This is a genomic window from Longirhabdus pacifica (assembly GCF_004115085.1).
Classification (GTDB): domain Bacteria; phylum Bacillota; class Bacilli; order Paenibacillales; family DSM-105158; genus Longirhabdus; species Longirhabdus pacifica.
The window spans coordinates 15,122-35,543 of record NZ_QXJP01000021.1 but is presented as its reverse complement, the minus strand read 5'-3'; the positions used below and the strand labels follow the sequence as shown (position 1 = coordinate 35,543).

Below are 20,422 nucleotides of genomic sequence, written 5' to 3'. Positions count from 1 at the left end.
TAATGTATAAGGAAAAAGGAGGGTCATTATACGGTGCTAGATAAATTAAAAACACTTGCTGATCGATACGATAAAATTAGTGAAATGCTGTGCGATCCTGATATTGCAGGAGATCCGAAGCAACTGAGAGAGTTGTCCAAAGAGCAATCTGAATTACAGCAATTGTACACTGCGTACAATGAATATAAGACAGTCTTAGAGAACTTTGATGCTGCGAAAGAAATGTTGCAGGAAAGCACAGACGACGAAATGAAGCAGTTCGCCAAAATGGAAATGGAAGAAGCAAAAGAAAAGCAAGAAACGTTAGAGGAAGAAATTAAAATTTTGTTGTTGCCAAAAGACCCTAACGACAGTAAAAACGTTATCGTCGAAGTGCGCGGAGCAGCTGGAGGAGACGAGGCGGCACTATTTGCAGCAGACTTATTCCGCATGTATTCTCGCTATGCTGACTTACAAGGCTGGAAAGTTGAAATCATGGAATCCAACGAAAATGATCTAGGTGGATTTAAAGAAATCGTGTTTATGGTCAAAGGAAAAGACGCGTATAGCAGATTGAAATATGAGAGTGGCGCTCATCGTGTACAACGTATTCCAACAACAGAATCCGGTGGCCGCATACACACGTCCACTTCTACAGTAGCTGTACTTCCAGAAGCGGAAGAAGTGGAAGTCGATATACAAGATAAAGATATAAGAATTGATACGTTTTGTTCTAGTGGCCCAGGTGGACAGTCAGTCAATACAACGAAATCCGCTGTGCGTGTGACGCATTTACCTACAGGCATCGTCGTATCTTGCCAAGATGGTAAATCACAAAACTCAAACAAAGAAATGGCACTTCGCGTGTTGCGTGCCCGCATTTACGATCAACTTCGTCAGGAAGAGGAAGCGAAGTATGCGAGCGAGAGAAAAAGCAAAGTGGGAACGGGAGATCGAAGCGAACGAATCAGAACGTACAACTTCCCGCAAAGCAGGGTGACAGACCATCGTATCGGTTTAACGTTGCATAAATTAGATTATGTACTACAAGGAGAATTAGAAGAAATCATTTCTGCGCTTACTCTAGCAGAACAATCCGAGCTTATGAAGGCAGAGGGATAATATGAATCGCAACATGACTATTTTTGAAGCCTATCAAGAGGCTTCTTCTTTTTTAACACAAAAAGAAATCGGACAAGATGTCAAAAATGTATGCCTCATCATGCTGCAACATGTACTATCTGTAGATCACAGCACATTATTGCTACGCTGGCACGATCCATTCCCTGCACAACAACTAGCGCAGTGGCAGCAGATGGTGCAGCGAAAAGCAAAAGGGGAACCAGTGCAATATATTGTCGGCGAACAACATTTTTATGGCCTACCTTTTCATGTCACGCAGGACGTATTAATTCCGCGTCCAGAGACGGAATTGTTAGTGGAGCATATATTACAAATGAGTGAGCTGCAACCTTCGCATAAAAAGTGGTGTGCCGTCGATATCGGTACGGGAAGCGGAGCTATAGCGGTTACGCTGGCATATGAGCGTCCAAATTGGAACGTATGTGCCTCTGATCTATCCTCTTCTGCCCTGCAAATCGCACAGCGGAATGCGAAGCACCATAACGTAAACCATATTGCATGGGCTGAAGGTGATCTGCTACAACCGTGGATTGAAAAGAAACAACATATCGATATATTAATTTCCAACCCGCCGTATATCCCGACAGAGGACGTGAAGCAGCTGCAAGTAGAAGTCGTTATGCATGAACCGGGAAGTGCACTCGATGGTGGTGAAGATGGATTAGATTTTTATCGTACGCTCGTCAAGCAATTGGAGCAATTACCTACGTATCCTAATGTTATCGGGTTTGAAGTAGGTATTGGACAAGCTGACGATGTTGCTGAATTACTACGTTCCACAGGTACGTATGAGGTTGAAATCATAAAAGATTACAACGAAATTGAAAGGCATGTGATTGGATTAAGCACTTCTTGGGTAAGTTAACAGCAGGAGGTGTTATGAGTGAGAAAATGGATCACGATCAGCGTTGTATTCTGTTTGATGATCGTGCTGCTTGCAGCCCCTGTACAAGCGGAAAAAGGAGCAAACAGCAGAACGGCACATGTTAACATTTTTGATATACAAAATAAAAAAATATTAAGTAAAGTTCCGGTTGATGGCAACACAGAAAAAGAAGCAAATCACATTTTACAATCCCTTGATTCTATTGTGGATGACGTTACGATTGGAAAGAACCAACAAATCGCAGTAAGGATTCCTTTGCAAGAACCCGTGAAAGTCCATCATCGTGCATTTGAAAACCAAGTGAAAACGATGATTTTGTTCGCATCGAAAGGAGAACCTCCTTATTTATTGTTGTTTACTTCCGAGCGAAAACCGATGATTTTTACATTTAAACACGACGTAAAAGACTTCTTCAACAAACTCGGTATATATGAAATGCTAGAAAAAATGTAAAAGCAAAAAAATAATAGATTCATAGTTTAGCTTCCCCTGCAGTCGTCCATACTAAGGATGTAAAGGGGGAAGTTTTCATGCGCAATCATTCAAAATTCTTATTATGTTTATATGTTTTTATTTCTTTCATGCTTATTGCTAGTTGGGAATATCAGCAAGTTCATGCGGCAATTACGACGATAGATGACATTCCTGAACAATCTATTCGCCTTAGAATACTAGCTCATTCCGACCATCCTAAAGATCAATGGATCAAACAGCAAGTACGAAATGAACTAGTACAATATATGAATGAGTGGGCTGAAGAGCCGTTAACTATTGCAGAAGCTCGAGTTAAAATAGAAGTGGAAATAGATCAAATGAAACAGATCGTAGGACAAGTACTAAGGGAGAATGACATCACGTTCGATTATGATGTGGAGCTCGGGATGGTAGACTTTCCGACGAAACTATATGGTAACACCGTATACCCTGCTGGTTTGTATGAAGCGGTAAAAGTGACGATAGGAGATGGATTAGGCCAAAATTGGTGGTGCGTTCTTTTTCCTCCATTATGTTTTGTTGACGCTACAACGGGGCAAACAGTCGAAGCCAGTACCGTTTCAGAAGCAGATTCAGAAACAGAACGGTCGGATGAAGTACAGACGAAATTTTTCATCTGGGAAATCATAAGCAAGTGTTTTGCTTGGATTGCACAATTGTTTTCATGATATAGATATCGTATTCGTAAAATGTTTTGCAAAACATCATGTGCTATCTTAATATAGTAATAAGTTGAATGAAGCACATGTTCAACCAACTTATTACCACTATACATAAGTGGAATGAACTAATAAAAAATGATAATGGTGAATGATGAATACAAAAGTATGGAAGTGTAACACAGAACAACATAATGAACAACCATTACAAGAAGCAGCGAACATATTAGTTGATGGAGGCACCGTCGCTTTTCCTACGGAAACCGTGTACGGACTAGGTGCTGATGCAACTAATGAAGCCGCTGTGAAACATATATTTGCAGCAAAAGGTAGACCGTCAGATAATCCTTTAATTGTGCATGTTGCCACGATGGAACAAGTGCAGCAGCTAGTGATGGATATACCGCCGCTTGCCATGGAGCTGATGCATACGTTTTGGCCAGGGCCATTAACGATTATTTTACCTGTGAAAAAAGGAGTACTAGCGCCAACGGTTACCGCAGGACTGGATACGGTCGGAGTTCGCATCCCTCAACATCCACTTGCACTATCTCTGCTATCGTTATCCGGTATTCCGATAGCAGCACCAAGCGCTAACCTTTCAGGGAAACCTAGTCCGACGAAAGCAGAACATGTATGGCATGATCTAAACCATAAAGTGAATGGCATCGTGGATGGTGGAGAGACAGGGGTTGGATTAGAATCGACGGTAGTACAAGTCATGTGTGATCAAATTCATATCTTGCGTCCTGGCGGCATTACATTGGAGCAATTGCAAAACGTATGCCATAGCGTTATACCCACCTATAATGAAAAAGAAGGTGTAAGTGATACACCTCGTTCACCGGGGATGAAGTATACCCATTATGCTCCGCAAGGCCAATTGACAGTAGTCCAAGTCCAAGGTCAGTCTAATCCAACAGCAGCCCATCATTGGATCGAACAACAAGTACAAGCAGCGAACGAACAAGGGCGAAAGACAGGTGTGCTGACGTATGATGAAGATCGTTGGGAGTCGCAGGCACATATCATGCTGTCATTAGGTTCAAAATATGAATTAGAGCAAGCAGCTCATACTTTGTATAGTGCTTTAAGAATGATGGATGAAAGCAACGTAGAATTCATTTGGGCGCAGGATTGTGATATGGAAGGGATAGGCACAGCGATAAAAAATAGATTGCATAAAGCAGCAGATGTCGTCATGACGTTGTAAAAACATGTTTCTCCCCTTGTCCGCATAAGATGAAATGAGTAGGACAAGGAGGAGATATGTAGTGAATATCTTGGATATGCAAGGTCAAGCTGTTGCTATCATGTTCATGGCCATCGCTTTGGGCATGGATGCTTTTTCTATTGGGATTGGTATAGGCATGAGAGGAATACGCCTCTTACATATTTTAAAAATAAGTATGGTGGTGGCTGTTTTCCACCTCGTTATGCCACTCATCGGCATGTTTACAGGTACGTACTTAGGGAGCTTGTTAGGAGACATCGCTGTCTTTACTGGTGGTGGTCTATTGGCACTGCTCGGACTTCATATGATGTATAGTGCTTGTACAAAACAACAAATATATAGCTTTGACCATCGTTCATGGCTTGGTATTATGTTGTTTTCTATCGGAGTCAGCATTGATTCCTTCTCGGTTGGCATCTCTCTCGGCATTTTTGCGGCGGATATACTATTTACCGTACTATTATTCGGTATCGTTGGCGGCATCATGTCCATTGGTGGTCTCATTTTAGGTAGAAAGATGACGAGTTGGTTAGGAAAGTATGGGGAAGCATGTGGCGGCATGATTTTGTTTATCTTTGGCCTAAAGGTGTTAATGTAACGATGGACGTAAAGAGAGGTTATACAATCAGCTAAGCCATAAGGTGGCTGCATCACGTTGCCAAGATGTGCAGCAGCATGCTACAAGATGTTTACAAAATACGTTATACTATGTATATACGTTGAATGAACTTGTTCAACCAACGTATGATCACGATGCATAAGATGAATAAATCTGAATACATGTGATGATGTTTGTGTAGAGGAGGAGAACAATGCATATACTTTTTATTTGTACCGGAAATACATGCAGAAGTCCATTGGCAGAAGCATTATTAAGAGAAAAAAGCAAGCATCACGGTTTGGACATAGAAGTACGATCCGCAGGTGTTTCTGCTTTAACTGGCGCTTCTATCTCAAGTCACTCTGCACAAATTTTGCATGATAAAGGAATAAATACACAAGGGATGAACGCAACTTCACTTCACGAAGACCTTGTGTTGTGGGCAGATCTTATTTTGACCATGACCATGACGCATAAAGGATATGTCATCCAGCAATATCACGGAGCAGCAGATAAAACGATGACGTTGAAAGAATACGTAGAAGATCAGAGTCACTTAGCAAAATTAAGAGAAGAACATGCCAAAATGGCAGCGGAATTACAGTCTAAACTGGCGCTGAATAAAGAGATCAGTGAAGAGGAGAAAGTAAAATGGTGGGAGCTCGATGCTAGTCTTGCAAAACTAGATATTTCGGATCCATTTGGAGGTTCTCTATCATTGTACCAACAAACAGCCGCGGAGTTGGATCGTCTGTTGGATATGCTCATTCATAAGTTGAAAAATCAATCATCGTAACGGTAATGAAGGAGTTGTTGCATATGAATCAAGATGTTAATTTTTCGCTATATGAGGATAAATTTAAAGCATTAGCAGATGAAAAAAGATTGTCCATATTACGAGAAATTCATGTGCGCGGGAGTGTGTGTGTTTGTGATTTATGCGAAGTAGTGAATATGCCGCAATCCAAACTTTCATATCATCTTAAAATTTTGCTTGATGCCGAAATGATCCTTAAAGAAACAAAAGGAACTTGGAGCTATTACTACATTAATGAGCAGCGGCTTTCAGAATTATTGTCAGAAAAACTATGTCAACAAATTTTGAATGCATAGATGCATCCTATTTACAACTTTGTTGAATCATTGTAGAATGAAATTAATTGAATCTGTTCCATGTAACTGGCGACAACTGTGGAAAACCACAATGGAGCATGGAACCGAGATGGGCCGGTCGCCTGGGCGAAGAGCAGAAATGCAAATGAGATGCATTTGATGCTCTTTTTATGTTTATAGCATGATTTTGGTGTATAGCTAGGTAGAGGATAGTTTTTGAAAAATATTGAAGCTGTCAGTATGGAAAGCTTGTACAATACTTAAAATAAGAGCTGTAAAGGAGGTTAAGTGAGATGAAAATTGCAATAGGTTCAGATCACGGGGGATATAAATTAAAAGAAGTTATTAAACAATGCATACAAACTGAATTAGGTTATGATGTGATGGATGTAGGGTGCCATTGCCCTGACTCTGTAGATTATCCGGATTATGCAAATGAAGTATGTGAAAAAGTGGTCGCCAAAGAAGCTGATCAAGGCATTTTAATATGTGGTACAGGAATAGGCATGAGCATTGCAGCTAACAAAATGAAGGGCATTCGATGTGCACTCGTACATGATATGTTCTCCGCAAAAGCAACGAGAGAGCACAACAATACGAATGTACTTGCACTAGGAGAACGCGTAATAGGTACTGGTTTGGCACAAGAAATCGTCAAGATTTGGCTAACGACGCCTTTCTCTGAACAAGAACGTCATCAAAAACGAATTGATAAAGTCACATCGATAGAAGAGCAGCATTCACTTCAACGTTAAAGGAGTGAACGTCATTGGAGCAAAAACAAAACATCAGTATGGATCCACAGCAAATTACAGCACACATACACGACATTGCGGTGGAATTAGTGAAACAGAGTGGTTTAAACGAACGCCACGTCCTCGTTATCGGGGCGAGCACAAGTGAAGTAGTAGGCAAGCACATTGGAACAGCAGGCGCAGAGCAAATTGCACAAGCGATATATGAAGGATTACAGAAAGTACAGCAGATGTATTCATTCTCATTGGCTTTCCAATGTTGCGAACATTTAAATCGTGCCATCGTTGTATCTAAAAAGACGTTACAACACATAGACAGCGAAGAAGTCATGGCTGTACCTGTCCCAAAGGCGGGTGGCTCGATGGCTGCGTGGGCTTACCGTCATATGGACGATGCTTGCTTAGTAGAGTCTATCCAAGCCGATGCAGGTATAGATATCGGGGAAACGTTAATAGGGATGCATTTACGCCGAGTTGCTGTACCTTTCAGGCCAAGTATTAGATTTGTAGGACACGCTAGAATTGTGTGCGCGTATACGAGACCTAAGTTAATTGGCGGTGCACGTGCACAGTACGTAGTGACAGACCAAAACGTAGATCAAAATTGTGAGTAGGATTGAGGAGGAGACAGAAGATGAGTGAGCGATTAAGAAACGCAGATCCAGAATTAGCAGTAGCAATGAACAACGAATTGGTGAGACAACAGCAAAATATTGAGTTGATTGCATCCGAAAATATCGTTAGTCCTGAAGTGATGGAAACGATGGGGACCGTGTTAACAAATAAATATGCAGAAGGATTCCCTGCTAAGCGCTACTATGGGGGATGCGAACATGTGGATGTGGTAGAAGATTTAGCAAGAGATCGAGCTAAACAATTGTTTGGAGCAGAACATGCTAACGTACAGCCTCACTCTGGTGCACAAGCGAACATGGCCGTTTACTTAGCTGCATTGCAACCAGGAGATACCGTACTAGGTATGGATCTTGCCCACGGTGGACATTTAACACACGGCAGTCCAGTTAATGCTTCTGGATTATTGTACAATTTCGTCTCTTATGGGGTAACCGAAGAAGATTCCGTTATCGATTACGATCAACTTCGAAAACTGGCATTTAAGCATCGTCCAAGGTTAATTGTGGCTGGAGCAAGTGCGTATCCACGTGTCATTGATTTTGAGAAAATTGCAGCTATAGCAGCAGATGTGGGTGCACTTGTCATGGTAGACATGGCACATATTGCAGGGCTTGTTGCTGCTGGTGTCCATCCTAATCCTGTTCCCCATGCACATTTTGTGACTACGACAACACATAAAACATTGCGCGGACCTAGAGGTGGATTAATACTATGTAAACAGTCATGGGCAAGAGCGATTGACAAGGCTGTTTTCCCTGGTAGTCAAGGTGGGCCGTTAATGCATATTATCGCTTCAAAAGCCGTAGCATTGAAAGAAGCGCTACAACCTTCCTTTAAAACATACGGCGAAAATGTCGTAAAAAATGCTCAAGTACTAGCAGAAGCTTTACAAGCGGAAGGGTTGAACGTCGTTTCTGGCGGGACGGACAATCACTTGATGCTGATCGATACAAGAAATTTAGAGATTACAGGAAAAGATGCGGAACATGTACTAGATGAAGTGAAAATAACGTGTAATAAAAATGCGATCCCATTTGATCCAACTAGCCCATTTATTACGAGCGGTATTCGCATAGGTACGCCTGCTATCACGACGCGAGGCATGGGAGAAGAAGAGATGAAAGAAATCGCGAGCATTATGGCGTTGGTATTGAGAAATCCAAAGGACGAAAAAGTAAAACAAGAGGCATCGCAAAGGGTTCAGCAGTTAACGGATAAATTTCCTCTTTATGAGGGATTAACGTACTAGCATCCATTTTAAAATCTTTTTATAAAGATACGCATGAAAAGTAATGATATGGAAGAAGGTAACTTCGAATGGAAGTTGCTTTCTTTTTTTATGAGCAAATTTGTATAAGCAAAATAAACAAATAGGCTGCAAAAAAAAGGAAAGTAATAGATGAAGGATAGGACGTGCATGTCATAGGGAACAATGATATAATGATGAATGTTTGAATAAAGACACAGGGAGGATATTTATGGGAAAGCTAGTAGTTTGTGATCACCCATTAATACAGCATAAACTGACGTACATAAGAAATGAGAAGACAAAGACGAAAGACTTTCGCCAACTTGTTGATGAAGTGGCAATGCTTATGGCATATGAAATTACGAGAGATCTATCTTTAAAAACAGTAGAAGTACAAACTCCTGTTGCTACAGCGGAATGTAAAGTGATTTCTGGGCGCATGCTCGGTTTAGTTCCTATTTTAAGAGCAGGATTAGGAATGGTAGATGGCATTTTAAAATTACACCCAACAGCGAAAGTAGGTCATGTTGGATTGTATCGTGATCCAGAAACGTTACAGCCAGTAGAATACTATGTAAAACTGCCTACGGACGTGCAGCAGAGGGAATTAATCGTTATTGATCCAATGCTTGCAACGGGTGGATCAGCAAATGCCGCAATAGAAGTGCTGAAAAAACGTGACTGCACTCAAATCAAATTGATGTGTCTCATTGCTTCTCCAGAAGGAGTAAAGGCTGTTCAGGAAGCTCATCCAGACGTAGATATTTACCTTGGGGCAGTGGACGATTATTTGAACGACCACGGATACATTATTCCGGGATTAGGGGATGCAGGAGACCGTTTATTTGGTACAAAATAAATGAGTTTTCGATTCGTATCCATATAGAATAAAGAAGCAAGTGGGGGAGTACGAAATGCGTAAAGTCAAAGTCATGTCCGTGTTTGGCGTTAGACCAGAGGCAGTGAAAATGGCCCCTGTCGTATTGGAGTTGCAAAAACATCCTGAAACGATAGAGTCCATGGTTTGTGTAACCGCACAACATAGACAAATGCTGGACCAAGTATTAGAAACGTTTGAGATTGTGCCAGATTATGATCTAGATGTCATGCAAGTAGGTCAAACGCTGGAGGAAATTTCTGTTCGAGTCATCAGTGGATTGCAACCTGTTTTTGCGGAAGCAAAACCAGATATCGTGCTCGTGCATGGGGATACACTGACTACATTCCTTGCAAGCTATGCAGCATTTCTACAACAAATCCAAGTAGGACATGTAGAAGCAGGCCTTAGAACATGGAATAAACAATCTCCCTATCCAGAAGAAATGAATAGGCAGCTTACAGGAGTATTGGCTGATTTGCATTTCGCTCCTACAACTTGGTCTGCTGGAAATCTAGCTAAAGAGAATAAAGCACCACAATCTATCCATATTACAGGCAACACGATAACCGATGTGTTTCAATATACGGTGCGAGATGATTATCATCATCCTATTTTAGAACAAAGTAAAGGCAAACGTCTTATTTTGATGACAGCGCATCGCAGAGAAGCGCAAGGAGAAGGTCACCGCAACATATTTAAAGCGGTGAAGCGTATTGCCGATGAATTTGATGATGTATGTATTGTGTACCCTGTCCATCCTAGTCCAGCTGTACGAGAACCTGCCTATGAATGGTTAGGGAATCACCCGCGTATTATATTGACAGATCCATTGGACGTAGTGGATTTCCATAACTTGTACCCACATACATATATGATCATGACCGATTCTGGCGGGTTACAAGAGGAAGCACCTTCCTTTGGTGTTCCTGTGCTAGTACTTCGAGACACTACAGAGCGTCCCGAGGGAGTAGAAGCAGGGACGTTAGAACTAGTCGGTACAGATGAAGACAAGGTGTATCGTCATGCGAAAGAACTGTTGATGAACGAAACACACTATCACAACATGAGTGTTGCAGCAAATCCATACGGAGATGGCAAGGCTTCACAGCGTATTGTAAAAGCGATACAGCACCATTTTAATCACGAAAGTGAGAGACCAGCCCCATTTTCTAAAGAGAAGTAGCGGTAAAAAATAAAAAAGCGTACAGTACAACTGTACAGTTTTGTCAATGCAAAATCCTTTATTTTAAAGGAAAGCTAGTTATTTTGTTCACGAAAAGTTTGAAAATTGGTTCATTGACAAATCTATTAGCCCTTCGTTAAAATGGATGGGTAGTGTAAACAATAATGATTATAATTATTATTGCTTTTTTTAAGGAGAGGTTGTCTGTGGTATCAGATCATGAACCATCACCTTGGAAAGCACTTGGACTAATCGGTGCCATCGGTGTCGATATTGCTGTCTGTACGCTGTTAGGTTTATGGATAGGAACATACATAAGCGAATGGTTAAACCAAAAGTGGTGGGCTGTAATCGGCATGTTCATTGGCTTGATTCTCGGTTGCATCACCGCGGTGATGCTCATTCGCAACGTTCTGAGGAGTAAATAATGAAAGTTAATTTATCCCAACTCAAAGGAAAAATTACAGCGTTTACATTACTTTTTTTGTCAGCGTTAGCATTAGTCTGGCTTTTTTCTTCTGAATGGAAATCTCATGCTGTAGGTTTAGCATTGGGAAGTGTTGTTGCTTACCTTAATATGATGTATTTAGCTTTTAAGGTAGATCAAGTTGGTGGCAATGCAGCAGCAAGAGGAAGCAGGCGTATGGGTACAGGATTCGCCACTCGAGCAGCTTTAGCGATATTAGCAGCAATGTTAGCGCTTAAAGTGGATGAAATTTCTTTGCTGACAACCATTGTTGGTATTATGGTTATCCCCGTTTTTCTTATTATATATCTTATTTTTTCTTCACTTAAGCACAACAAGTCAGAATTAGAAAGGGGTGAAAAATGATTTATGCATAAAGCTCCTATAATAGAAGTACTTGGCGTTAGACTAGATTTATCCATACTAATTATGACCATTGTGACCTGTATTATTGTTTTTGTTATTGCTCGCCTAGGAGCGCGAAAACTTTCTGTAACCAACCCGGGGAAAATGCAAAACTTTATGGAATGGTTAATTGAATTTGTACAAGGTATTGTTGCAAGCACGATGGATATGAAACGAGGTAAACCCTTTGTCACATTAGGGCTTACGTTGATCATGTTTATTTTTGTGGGCAATATGCTAGGACTACCTTTCGCAGTCGTTACAGAACATAAACAGCCTACAGAAATTTTTGGGGCAACTTTAGTAGAACAAGGGGACTTGGATAAAGCTAAAAATGATCTTATTGCGAAAGCAGAAGCCAAAGGTGAGGAATATGACCCACATGATTATCACGGAGTTGGTTTTGTTTGGTGGAAATCACCAACAGCAGATCCGATGGTAACCACAGGATTGGCTTTAATTGTCATATTGCTTACACATTACTTAGGTGTGTTTAAAAATACGAAGTCGTATTTCAAACATTATTTAAAACCATATCCAGTATTTCTTCCCATTCATATTGTTGAAGAAGCTTCAAAATTAATTACACTGAGCATGCGTCTTTTCGGTAATATTTTTGCGGGTGAGATTATGATCAGTGTTATCGTCATGGCTGGAGTTTTTGGTATTCCGATGCTAGCAGTATGGCAAGGGTTTAGTATATTCGTCGGTTCTATTCAGGCATTCATTTTCTGTATGTTAACGATGGTATACATTGCACAAAAAACAGAACGACATTAAAGCGTTTTGTTAGGTTAGGTAGCTAGTCAATTTCAATCGAGGTTGATTTATTACAATAATTATTTTTTTTATAATAAAAGGAGGATCATCTCATGAGTTTAGATTTATTAGCAGCAGCATTAGTTATTGGTTTAGGAGCATTAGGAGCAGGTATTGGTAATGGTATGATCGTGAGTAGAACTGTAGAAAGTATTGCAAGACAACCGGAATTAAGAAGCGCATTGCAAACGACAATGTTTATCGGTGTTGGTATCGTAGAGGCACTCCCTATTATCGGAGTAGTATTCGGTATCTTATTCTTTATGGGGGCATAATTCGTTATACCTTTGTTATTTTGTTGGCGGGGATGGCACAGCCTCTTCGCCAACGTTTTAGTACTGGATACGAGAAAGGAGTGACTTGGATTGGAATTTGTACCTTCTAATACTTTTGTAGCTATAATTGCCTTTGGTATTTTGTATTTCTTGTTACACAGGTATGCATTTGGGCCATTATTTAGCGTAATGGAAAAACGTAAAGAACACGTACAGAATGAAATAAAGCAAGCGGAGAAAAGTCGTACAGACGCTGAGCAGTTTTTAACTGATCAGAAAAAAGCGATTGACGATGCTCGTAAAGAAGCATTTGAAATTATAGAACAAGCTCGTAAGACGAGCACAAGCCAAGCCGACGATATCGTTGCGAAGGCGAAAGAAGAAGCGGATCGCATGAAAGAAGCGGCAATCGCTGAAATTGAAAGCGAAAAGAACAAGGCTGTTGCTCAATTGAAAAATCAAGTGAGTGCGATGTCTGTGTTGATCGCTTCCAAAATTATTGAAAAGCAAGTAGATGAAAAGTCACAAAAGCAGTTGATTGACAGCTACTTGACAAAGGTAGGCGACAAATAATGAAAAATGTTATTGTCGCGAAAAGATATGCGAAAGCGTTGTTTGAAGTTGCACAAAGTAAAAAGCAAGTGGAAGAAGTAGGACAACAACTTGCTGCGATTGTGGACGCTTTTGAACAAGAGGAGCATATTTCTCGATTTTTACTTCATCCAAACGTATCCAACCAAGACAAAAGCAAAGTGTTGGCTGGTAGTTTAGGTGAAGCTTCCGATGTATTGAAAAACACGCTATTGTTTATGATGGAGAGAAATCGTTTAGATATTTTACCATCTTTACTAGAGTATTACGTACGCACTGCCAACGAAGCGCTAGGCAGAGAGCAGGCAACTGTCTTCACACCTCGTGAACTTAGCGCGGAGGAAGCAAAGCAAATTACAGCTACATTTAGCAAACTGACAGGAAAACAAATCACGGTGAACACGAAGATCGATGCTAGTTTATTAGGCGGTATCAAAGTGCGCATCGGTGATCGTTTATATGATGGAAGTTTAGCTGGTAAGTTAACGAAGTTAGAGCGAACATTAGCAACTTAATAAGCATGTAGTAAGGGGTGAGGTCCGTTGAGTATCAGACCAGAGGAAATCAGCACATTAATTAAGAAACAAATTGAAAATTTTGACTCAAAGATTGAAGTATCTGATGTTGGTACCGTTATTCAAATTGGTGATGGTATCGCTCGTGCCCATGGATTAGAAAGCGTTATGGCCGGTGAGTTGCTTGAATTTGCAAACGGCGTCATGGGTATGGCATTGAACTTGGAAGAAGATAATGTCGGGATCGTTATTCTCGGTCCATATAAAGATATTCGTGAAGGTGACCAAGTAAAACGTACGGGCCGTATTATGGAGGTTCCTGTAGGTGAGGAATTACTAGGTCGCGTTGTCAATCCGCTAGGTCAACCAGTAGACGGAAATGGTGACATCAAGACGAAGGAGTTTAGAGCTGTTGAATCTCCAGCTCCAGGTGTATTCGATCGTCAACCAGTAACAGAGCCAATGCAAACAGGTATTAAAGCCATTGACTCTATGATTCCGATTGGACGTGGTCAGCGTGAGTTAATTATCGGAGACCGTCAGACAGGTAAAACGGCAATTGCCATTGATACGATTATTAACCAAAAAGACAACGATATGATCTGTATTTACGTTGCGATTGGTCAGAAACAGTCTACTGTTGCTGGCGTTGTAGAAACATTAAAGCGTAACGGAGCAATGGATTACACTATCGTTGTTACAGCTAGTGCATCAGAACCAGCGCCACTATTATTCTTAGCGCCTTATTCTGGATGTGCGATGGGCGAATACTTCATGTATAAAGGCAAGCACGTACTCGTCGTATATGATGATTTAACGAAACAAGCTTCTGCTTATCGTGAATTATCACTTCTTTTAAGAAGACCACCAGGTCGCGAAGCGTATCCAGGGGATGTTTTCTATTTGCATTCACGTTTATTAGAGCGTGCAGCAAAATTAAATGACAAGCTTGGTGGCGGTTCGTTAACAGCATTGCCGTTTATCGAAACGCAAGCAGGGGATATTTCTGCTTACATTCCGACAAACGTTATTTCCATCACAGATGGACAAATTTTCTTGGAGTCCGATCTATTTAACGCTGGTCAACGACCTGCAGTTAACGTAGGTCAGTCCGTTTCTCGTGTCGGAAGTTCCGCACAGATTAAAGCGATGAAAAAAGTTGCGGGTACACTACGTTTGGATCTTGCAGCTTATCGTGAATTAGAAGCGTTCGCGCAGTTCGGTTCTGACTTAGATACAGCAACACAATCTAAATTGAATCGTGGAGCAAGAACGGTGGAAATCTTGAAACAAGGATTAAATCAACCGCTTCCTGTAGAACAGCAAGTCGTTTCTATTTATACAGCGATTAATGGATTTTTAGATGAAATTCCAGTTCGAGATGTTGTTCGTTTTGAGCGTGAATTTTTACCATATATGCAATCCAATCATAGCAACGTGTTACAGTCCATTGCACAAGAGAAAAACATTTCTGATGAGACGGAACAATCACTTAAAGCTGCAATTGAGCAGTTTAAGAAAGGTTTCGTATCTTCCAAGTAACTTCTATCAGTGTTATGGCTGTTAGAGTAAAGGTGGTGAAACCAATTGGCAGCAGCAGGAATACTCGATATTAAAAGGCAAATTAAGAGTAAACAGAGTACGAAGAAAATAACGAAGGCGATGGAGATGGTCGCTGCATCTAAGCTAAGAAAAGCACAGACGGCAGCAGATTCTTCCAAACCTTATGCGGCGAAAATCAAAGAGGTTATTAACAACGTTGCGCAGTGTGGTAATGGTGTGAATCATCCGATGCTAGAAACACGTGAAATTAAGCGTACGGGGTATTTAGTAATCACTTCCGATAGAGGTTTGGCTGGGGGCTACAACAGTAATTTGCTTCGTAAGTTAGTGCAAATACTGGATGAAAAGCATCAGTCAAAAGAAGAGTACACCGTGTTTGTTATCGGTAGAAAAGGTCGAGATTTCTTAAAGAAGCGTGGCATTCCAATTTTGGATGAAGTAATTGGTTTGTCCGACTCACCTGAGTTCGCGGATATTAAATTTATTGCCTCAGCGGCAGTCGATAACTTTGCCAAAGGTAATTATGATGAACTTGTTATCGTATACAATGAGTTCATTAATGCAGTCACACAAATTCCAACGGATAAACAAATTTTACCGTTGTCCAATACAACGTTAGAAAAAACGTCAAGTCCTAGCGCTAGTTATGAATACGAACCTTCTGCAGAAGGAGTGTTGGAAGTCCTTTTACCAAAGTATGCAGAAACACTCATTTACAGTGCGGTATTGAACGCCAAGGCAAGTGAGTTTGGTGCGAGAATGACAGCGATGGGTAATGCAACGAAAAATGCGACGGAAATTATTGGTGACTTAGAGTTGCAATATAACCGCGCTCGTCAGGCAGCAATTACGCAAGAAATTACGGAGATTGTTGCTGGAGCAAATGCAACAAGCTAGTGCTTGTTGGTACCGTAGAATTTTTAAGGAGGGAAAACGATGAACAAAGGACGCGTTTTAAGTGTAGCGGGACCGGTCGTGGACATTGAGTTTGAACGTGGCCACCTTCCTGAAATCCTTAATGCGATCACATTAGAACATAAAGCAAAATCAAAAACAGAGCCCGACATTCATTTGACATTGGAAGTGGCTGTGCATTTAGGAGACAATGTTGCACGCTGTATCTCCATGTCCTCAACAGATGGTGTCGTTCGTGGCATGGAAGTAGTAGATACAGGCCAACCGATTGCGGTTCCTGTTGGTGACGCTGTATTAGGAAGAGTATTGAATGTATTAGGAGATCCAATTGATAATGGTGGTGCCATTAAAACAAAGGAAAAATATCCTATTCATAGAGAAGCTCCAACGTATGATCAATTATCTACACAGACAGAAATCTTAGAGACAGGAATTAAAGTTATCGACCTTATCGCTCCATATGCGAAAGGTGGTAAAATCGGTCTCTTCGGTGGTGCGGGTGTTGGTAAAACCGTTACGATTCAGGAGTTAATTAATAACATTGCCCAAGAGCATGGCGGTATTTCCGTATTTGCTGGAGTAGGGGAGAGAACAAGGGAAGGAAATGACTTGTTCCTTGAAATGACAGACTCAGGCGTTATTAATAAAACGACGATGATTTTCGGACAGATGAACGAGCCACCTGGTGCACGTTTACGTGTAGCATTGACAGGACTAACGATGGCAGAATATTATCGTGATGCTGAAGGGAAAGACGTACTTCTCTTTATCGATAACATCTTCCGCTTTACACAAGCAGGTTCTGAGGTTTCTGCCTTGCTTGGACGTATGCCGTCCGCCGTTGGTTATCAGCCAACACTAGCAACGGAAATGGGTCAGTTGCAAGAGCGTATTACATCCACGAAAAAAGGTTCAGTAACGTCTATTCAGGCGATCTACGTTCCTGCGGATGACTATACGGATCCAGCTCCAGCGACGACATTCTCTCACTTGGATGCAACGACAAACTTGGATCGTAAGATCTCCGAGAAAGGGATTTTCCCGGCCGTTGATCCACTTGGATCTACTTCTCGCGTATTGGCTCCAGAAATTGTTGGTCAAGAGCATTATGAAGTAGCACAAGGGGTAGTACAAATACTACAAAGAAACAAAGAATTACAAGATATTATCGCGATTCTCGGTATGGATGAGTTATCTGAAGAGGACAAACTAGTCGTTCATCGTGCTCGTCGTATTGAGCGTTTCTTATCTCAGCCATTCCATGTTGCTGAGCAGTTTACAGGGCTAAAAGGTTCATATGTTCCTGTAAAAGAAACTGTGCGCAGCTTTAAAGAAATTTTAGACGGCAAACATGATGACTTGCCAGAGAGTGCATTCATGTACGTTGGTACGATTGAAGAAGCTGTGGAAAAGTCAAAATCGCTCTAATGAATGAGTGTAGGAGGTCATGACAAATGAGTACACTCTTATTGGAAATTGTCACACCTGAGCGTAAGGTTTATGAACGTGAAGTGAATATGGTCTTAGTAAAAGGTGTGGAAGGGGAGCTTGGTATTTTGCCAAAGCATATACCGATGGTAACCCCACTTAAAATTGCTCCTGTACGCGTAAAGTTTGGCAATGAAGAAGAAGTCATTGCTGTACATGGCGGTTTTATGGAAGTAGGAAAAGATAAAGTCGTTATTTTAGCAGAAATAGCTGAAGTAGGCGGAGAAATAGATTTAGAGCGTGCAGAAAAGGCGAAAAAGCGCGCCGAAGAAAGAATGAAAAGCAAAAGCAGTGATACGGACTTATTACGTGCAGAAATTGCATTACAAAAGTCACTCATGCGTATTGACACTGCAAGAAAAAGATACTAAAGCAAGATCCATAGAACAAAACTTTAAACTAGCAATGTGATATTGCTAGTTTTTTTGTATAAAAATATGAACTTATTATATAAGTTCAAGAAACAAGTTCAATTATCTTATATAGGAAATCACTTTTTTCATATTCAATTTATGTACTATCTTCTTCTTTGTATGTTAACTTACGTATCCATTTACTTTATGTCTTATGAGAAGCCTACTAATTAAAAAGTAAGATAATTTAAGCTATTGTAAAAGTAATGCCATATATTCATTCATTATCATCTGTTGACCGATAAATAAAAGGAGAAACTTTATTATGACAAAGTATTTTTACTAAATATTGCTTTGTAAGCATTTTCACATGGACTAAATTGGAATAGATTTGATATAATAGTGAAGGGTTTAATTATAAGCAACTATGCTTTTGTTCATAAGAAAAAGTAATAAATAAGATGGAAGAATTAGTGAGAACCAAGTTTACGCCGCAGTAGGCAGTCGTAAAGGTTGAAGTAGATTTCTCCATCTTATGATTAGTGGTAACAAGTTGGTTGAATAAGTTCACTCAACTTATGTAAAAGGGGCACGAAAACAAGTACATTCTATGACCGAGTACATCGGTTTTATTAGCATGTTTGTACATCGTTTTATCATCAAAGGAGGGAGACATAGCTTGGAACAATATTTTAATCAATATATTATTGTTGCAATATTCATTATTATTGGAATAGCGCTTCCTTTCGGAGCATTGACGGCAGGTAAATTACTGAGACCAAAGGCCCCGACTAAAGAGAAGCAAACCACCTATGAGAGTGGAAATGAACCTGTAGGGTTATCTCAAGTTCAGTTCAATGTGAGATATTACATGTTCGCGCTTTTGTTTGTTATTTTTGATGTAGAAACAGTTTTCTTATACCCTTGGGCTGTTGCTTATCAAGAACTAGGATTATTCGCGTTAATAGAGATGCTTATTTTTGTCTCTTTATTAGTAGTGGGTCTAATATATGCTTGGAAGAAGAAGGTGTTTGAATGGGATTCGATTTAACGTCTTTTACGCCAGTTGAACAACAAGAACTTGAACGTAACGTGATATTAGGAACATTAGATCAGATGAAAGCATGGGCTAGAAGCAATTCGCTTTGGCCGTTGACATTTGGTTTAGCTTGCTGTGCCATTGAAATGATGGGTACAGGTGGAGCACATTATGATTTAGACCGATTTGGTGTGATGTTTCGAAATTCACCTCGACAATCGGATGTCATGATAGTATCCGGAACGGTGACCAAGAAAATGGCACCTATTTTAAGAAGATTGTACGATCAAATGCCAGAACCAAAATGGGTCATTGCAATGGGCTCGTGTGCGACGGCAGGAGGTCCTTATGTAAAATCTTATGCCGTTGTAAAAGGAGTGGATCAAATCGTTCCTGTTGACGTCTATATACCGGGCTGTCCGCCTAATCCTGCAGCATTGATTTATGGCATCAATAAACTACAAGAAAAGATCAAATATGAGGCCAAGACAGGAAAGAAGGTGACAGATCTGTGAGTGACCGTGAAAAGGAAATAGAAAAGAAAGAAGAAAAAGAAATTAAAAAAGAAACTGAAAAGAAAGAAGAAAAAGAAATTAAAAAAGAAGTCAAAAAAGATACAGCAGAGGAAAAAAAAGCTTCTTCATCATCGTCAGAAAGGGAAAAGGATGCACAAGAGGAAGAAGAGGCAGCTCCATTGCCTAATCAAGATAAATTGGATAAACTCGTTGCTTTATTTAAAGGGCAAGTATCAGAAGATGCGGTAGTCGATGCTTATATCAATGAATTAGATCATCATGTCCCCGTCGTTACGGTTCACTCGGATCATCTGTTAGCTTGTGCTGCGATACTACTATCCGATGAACAGTTAAAGCTAAACTATTTACGTAATGTTAGCGGCGTCGATTATGAGACACACTTAGAAGTTGTATATCAATTTGTATCGATGGAACTGAAACATCACTATGTAATCAAAGTGAAGACGGATAGAGATCAACCTGTTGTGCCATCTTTGACTTCCCTATGGAAAACAGCAGATTGGAATGAACGTGAAATTTACGATTTACTAGGCATTACATTTACAGGGCATCCCAACATGAAGCGAATTATGATGCCAGATGACTGGGTAGGTCATCCGCTTCGCAAGGACTATGAAGCAGCGGATCCGGAGGTGTAGTCAACG

The 20,422-nt window shown here is 40.6% G+C and carries 26 protein-coding genes and 1 riboswitch; all 26 genes read left to right on the top strand.

Annotation, left to right across the window (positions count from 1 at the left end; all coding sequences use genetic code 11):
• Positions 1 to 33 precede the first annotated feature (33 nt).
• The gene (gene prfA, locus D1Z92_RS13720; RefSeq protein WP_128896242.1) at positions 34 to 1,101 is read left to right on the top strand and encodes a peptide chain release factor 1; all 1,068 of its coding nucleotides are present in this window, start codon (positions 34 to 36) and stop codon (positions 1,099 to 1,101) included.
• A 1-nt stretch (position 1,102) separates the two neighbouring features.
• Positions 1,103 to 1,987, top strand: coding sequence for a peptide chain release factor N(5)-glutamine methyltransferase (gene prmC, locus D1Z92_RS13715; protein WP_128896241.1), 885 nt, complete (start codon positions 1,103 to 1,105; stop codon positions 1,985 to 1,987).
• An 18-nt stretch (positions 1,988 to 2,005) separates the two neighbouring features.
• On the top strand, positions 2,006 to 2,461 hold the full coding sequence (locus tag D1Z92_RS13710; RefSeq protein ID WP_128896240.1) for a hypothetical protein: 456 nt from the start codon (positions 2,006 to 2,008) through the stop codon (positions 2,459 to 2,461).
• A gap of 77 nt (positions 2,462 to 2,538) precedes the next feature.
• Positions 2,539 to 3,171, top strand: a complete 633-nt coding sequence (gene spoIIR, locus D1Z92_RS13705; RefSeq protein WP_128896239.1) for a stage II sporulation protein R — start codon at positions 2,539 to 2,541, stop codon at positions 3,169 to 3,171.
• Between the two features lie 142 nt (positions 3,172 to 3,313).
• Positions 3,314 to 4,375: an L-threonylcarbamoyladenylate synthase gene (locus tag D1Z92_RS13700; RefSeq protein ID WP_240666739.1), complete on the top strand. Its 1,062-nt coding sequence runs from the start codon at positions 3,314 to 3,316 to the stop codon at positions 4,373 to 4,375.
• Positions 4,376 to 4,451: 76 nt separating this feature from the next.
• Complete coding sequence (locus D1Z92_RS13695; protein ID WP_128896270.1) at positions 4,452 to 4,994, top strand: manganese efflux pump MntP; 543 nt, start codon at positions 4,452 to 4,454, stop codon at positions 4,992 to 4,994.
• A 214-nt stretch (positions 4,995 to 5,208) separates the two neighbouring features.
• Positions 5,209 to 5,793 (top strand): low molecular weight protein arginine phosphatase, encoded by a 585-nt coding sequence (locus tag D1Z92_RS13690; RefSeq protein WP_128896238.1) that lies wholly within the window; start codon positions 5,209 to 5,211, stop codon positions 5,791 to 5,793.
• Positions 5,794 to 5,816: 23 nt separating this feature from the next.
• A complete protein-coding gene (locus tag D1Z92_RS13685) occupies positions 5,817 to 6,110 on the top strand; it encodes an ArsR/SmtB family transcription factor (protein WP_128896237.1) in 294 nt (97 codons plus the stop codon).
• A gap of 52 nt (positions 6,111 to 6,162) precedes the next feature.
• A riboswitch (ZMP/ZTP riboswitch) is annotated at positions 6,163 to 6,245 on the top strand.
• A 158-nt stretch (positions 6,246 to 6,403) separates the two neighbouring features.
• Positions 6,404 to 6,865 carry a ribose 5-phosphate isomerase B gene (gene rpiB, locus D1Z92_RS13680; protein ID WP_128896236.1) on the top strand — a complete coding sequence of 154 codons (462 nt, stop codon included), beginning with the start codon at positions 6,404 to 6,406 and terminating at the stop codon, positions 6,863 to 6,865.
• A gap of 14 nt (positions 6,866 to 6,879) precedes the next feature.
• Positions 6,880 to 7,479: a TIGR01440 family protein gene (locus D1Z92_RS13675; protein WP_240666737.1), complete on the top strand. Its 600-nt coding sequence runs from the start codon at positions 6,880 to 6,882 to the stop codon at positions 7,477 to 7,479.
• A gap of 20 nt (positions 7,480 to 7,499) precedes the next feature.
• The gene (gene glyA / locus D1Z92_RS13670; RefSeq protein ID WP_128896235.1) at positions 7,500 to 8,750 is read left to right on the top strand and encodes a serine hydroxymethyltransferase; all 1,251 of its coding nucleotides are present in this window, start codon (positions 7,500 to 7,502) and stop codon (positions 8,748 to 8,750) included.
• Positions 8,751 to 8,979: 229 nt separating this feature from the next.
• Complete coding sequence (gene upp / locus D1Z92_RS13665) at positions 8,980 to 9,609, top strand: uracil phosphoribosyltransferase (protein WP_128896234.1); 630 nt, start codon at positions 8,980 to 8,982, stop codon at positions 9,607 to 9,609.
• Positions 9,610 to 9,664: 55 nt separating this feature from the next.
• Positions 9,665 to 10,813: a non-hydrolyzing UDP-N-acetylglucosamine 2-epimerase gene (gene wecB / locus D1Z92_RS13660; RefSeq protein WP_128896233.1), complete on the top strand. Its 1,149-nt coding sequence runs from the start codon at positions 9,665 to 9,667 to the stop codon at positions 10,811 to 10,813.
• A gap of 206 nt (positions 10,814 to 11,019) precedes the next feature.
• Positions 11,020 to 11,241: an AtpZ/AtpI family protein gene (locus tag D1Z92_RS13655; RefSeq protein ID WP_164931626.1), complete on the top strand. Its 222-nt coding sequence runs from the start codon at positions 11,020 to 11,022 to the stop codon at positions 11,239 to 11,241.
• Entirely contained in the window at positions 11,241 to 11,645 is a 405-nt protein-coding gene (locus D1Z92_RS13650) for an ATP synthase subunit I (protein WP_128896231.1), read from the top strand. Before D1Z92_RS13655 ends, D1Z92_RS13650 begins: the two co-directional genes overlap by 1 nt.
• Positions 11,646 to 11,648: 3 nt before the next feature.
• Entirely contained in the window at positions 11,649 to 12,464 is an 816-nt protein-coding gene (gene atpB, locus D1Z92_RS13645) for a F0F1 ATP synthase subunit A (RefSeq protein WP_128896230.1), read from the top strand.
• A 92-nt stretch (positions 12,465 to 12,556) separates the two neighbouring features.
• A complete protein-coding gene (gene atpE / locus D1Z92_RS13640; protein WP_128896229.1) occupies positions 12,557 to 12,778 on the top strand; it encodes a F0F1 ATP synthase subunit C in 222 nt (73 codons plus the stop codon).
• A gap of 90 nt (positions 12,779 to 12,868) precedes the next feature.
• Complete coding sequence (gene atpF / locus D1Z92_RS13635; RefSeq protein WP_128896228.1) at positions 12,869 to 13,351, top strand: F0F1 ATP synthase subunit B; 483 nt, start codon at positions 12,869 to 12,871, stop codon at positions 13,349 to 13,351.
• Complete coding sequence (locus D1Z92_RS13630; RefSeq protein ID WP_128896227.1) at positions 13,351 to 13,884, top strand: F0F1 ATP synthase subunit delta; 534 nt, start codon at positions 13,351 to 13,353, stop codon at positions 13,882 to 13,884. Before atpF ends, D1Z92_RS13630 begins: the two co-directional genes overlap by 1 nt.
• Positions 13,885 to 13,911: 27 nt before the next feature.
• Positions 13,912 to 15,426: a F0F1 ATP synthase subunit alpha gene (atpA, locus tag D1Z92_RS13625; RefSeq protein WP_128896226.1), complete on the top strand. Its 1,515-nt coding sequence runs from the start codon at positions 13,912 to 13,914 to the stop codon at positions 15,424 to 15,426.
• Between the two features lie 45 nt (positions 15,427 to 15,471).
• Complete coding sequence (atpG, locus tag D1Z92_RS13620) at positions 15,472 to 16,344, top strand: ATP synthase F1 subunit gamma (protein WP_128896225.1); 873 nt, start codon at positions 15,472 to 15,474, stop codon at positions 16,342 to 16,344.
• Positions 16,345 to 16,383: 39 nt separating this feature from the next.
• Positions 16,384 to 17,790: a F0F1 ATP synthase subunit beta gene (gene atpD, locus D1Z92_RS13615; RefSeq protein WP_128896224.1), complete on the top strand. Its 1,407-nt coding sequence runs from the start codon at positions 16,384 to 16,386 to the stop codon at positions 17,788 to 17,790.
• A gap of 26 nt (positions 17,791 to 17,816) precedes the next feature.
• Positions 17,817 to 18,221 (top strand): F0F1 ATP synthase subunit epsilon, encoded by a 405-nt coding sequence (locus tag D1Z92_RS13610; protein WP_128896223.1) that lies wholly within the window; start codon positions 17,817 to 17,819, stop codon positions 18,219 to 18,221.
• Positions 18,222 to 18,840: 619 nt separating this feature from the next.
• Complete coding sequence (locus D1Z92_RS13605) at positions 18,841 to 19,254, top strand: NADH-quinone oxidoreductase subunit A (protein ID WP_128896268.1); 414 nt, start codon at positions 18,841 to 18,843, stop codon at positions 19,252 to 19,254.
• Positions 19,239 to 19,757 (top strand): NuoB/complex I 20 kDa subunit family protein, encoded by a 519-nt coding sequence (locus D1Z92_RS13600; RefSeq protein ID WP_128896222.1) that lies wholly within the window; start codon positions 19,239 to 19,241, stop codon positions 19,755 to 19,757. Before D1Z92_RS13605 ends, D1Z92_RS13600 begins: the two co-directional genes overlap by 16 nt.
• Positions 19,754 to 20,416, top strand: a complete 663-nt coding sequence (locus D1Z92_RS13595) for an NADH-quinone oxidoreductase subunit C (protein ID WP_128896221.1) — start codon at positions 19,754 to 19,756, stop codon at positions 20,414 to 20,416. Before D1Z92_RS13600 ends, D1Z92_RS13595 begins: the two co-directional genes overlap by 4 nt.
• The last annotated feature ends 6 nt before the right edge of the window (positions 20,417 to 20,422 follow it).